Consider the following 1,630-nt stretch of genomic DNA (forward strand, 5'->3'; position numbering starts at 1 on the left):
GGTCTCGATGTCCATGCCGCCCTCGCGCGAGCACATGACGAGGTAGCGGTGCTCGGCGCGGTCCAGGAGGAGGGCGACGTAGAGCTCGGAGGCGATCTCGGCGCCGTGCATATGCCGAAGCAATAGAATTTTTGCGGAGCGCGGTAAACTGTAATTTTGTGGAATTCTCGCTGCTTGCCGTGCGCATTGCCTCGGTGAAATTTCCGCGGTTTGCTGCAAACTTCGTCGCGCGTATTGCTGCGATGGAATTTTTATCTTTTGCTGCGCATATAATCGCGACGAAATTTCCGAGATTTGTTGCGTGCGCCGTTGCGACGAAATTTCTGCGAAGCGCCATATACACTGCTTTGACGCCGCCATACGACGCGCCGTCTGATTAAATTTATAGCTCGCGACGCAGTTAAATTTAAAATTTATCGCAACGCCTTGTCGTATGCATTTTGCCTGATAGGCTACTTGGTTCATCGCGCGGCTAAATTTAAACTCGTAACCCAAGCTTTGTTCTGCTGAAAATATGAAATTTGCAGTCCGCTGCGCGTAGCATTTCGGCTCGCCGCATCTGTCTTTATAGCGGAATTTTACGGTGTACTGCTGCGGTAAAATTTTTATAGCCCGTGACTTGCACCGTTTAGGCGGATTTTTTTTAGTTCGTTGCGTATGCCTCGGCAGCGTATTTTCGCAGTGCGCCTCATTGCAACGCGATTTGGGGACGTATGGCGCGTATTCTTTCGGCGTGCTTTTAAGATGCGCCGTTTGGCTGAGCTCATATTCGATAGCGTGGCTAAATTTAAAATCTTCACTATATCTGAGCTTGGCGGAGCGGCTAAATTTAAAGCTCGTCATTCGCGCCTTTGCAGCTCCGTGTAGCCCGGGATTTTGATCAAAATTGCTCGTCTTGCCGTGCCTGCTCATGCGATGAAATTTTGCTATTTTAACGTTCACGATTTTGCCTTAAAAAAGCTGCGATTTTGGCGGGATCTTTGACGCGCCAAAGATAGTCTAAAACCCCGTCGCTACTGCGCCATTCGCACTTGCCGGAGAGGATTTTAGCCAAAAATTCCACCGCGGTATCTAGCGGGATTTCGCCTCCCTTTTTAAAGCTTCGTAAAATTTCATTTTCGGCTCGCGATTTCGGATTTTGTGCCTCTATGCTCTGTGCCGTTGCGTCCGCAACGTGCGGCGAAATTTCGATCTGCACGTCATCTCCGCGCTGAAGCACCAAAAGTAGGGCGCAGGCAAAGTCACAGCGCTTCAGATAGTTGTTATTTGCCTCCTCAAAATAGCAGAGCAGGGCGATTTTATCGTTATCCGATTTGCATTCGCCGTTTTTGCCTGCTTCGTTCGCATCCTGTGCGGAGCCGGAATTTTCCGCGCTTTCTTTCAGCCTCGTAGCTGCGATTATTGCGCCGTTTTCGAGCGCACACGCTGCGGAGATCGTCGAAATTTCGGCATGGTTTTGCGTAAAAATCGCATTTTGCGCCGCGATCGCGTTGAGTACGCTGACGCAAAAGCTCGAAGGCGAGACGCTTTCGCTCATCGAGCCGAGCAGGTTAAAACAGCGGTTGATCTCGCCGAGACGCGAGCAAAAAACAAGCGGCATCTCTTCGTGCTTCGTCGCGGCATTATCGTC

2 protein-coding genes are annotated in these 1,630 nt (G+C 50.5%); both read right to left on the bottom strand.

What is annotated here, in order from left to right; all coding sequences use genetic code 11:
- A partial coding sequence (locus Q0257_RS04090; protein WP_298021883.1) for an ATP-grasp domain-containing protein occupies positions 1–942 on the bottom strand: 942 nt, incomplete at its 3' end.
- Positions 932–1,630 (bottom strand): beta-ketoacyl synthase chain length factor (locus Q0257_RS04095; protein ID WP_298021886.1); only part of this gene is annotated, 699 nt, incomplete at its 5' end. The genes Q0257_RS04090 and Q0257_RS04095, both read right to left, overlap by 11 nt.

It is taken from the genome of uncultured Campylobacter sp. (genome assembly GCF_938018035.1).
Classification (GTDB): Bacteria; Campylobacterota; Campylobacteria; order Campylobacterales; family Campylobacteraceae; genus Campylobacter_B.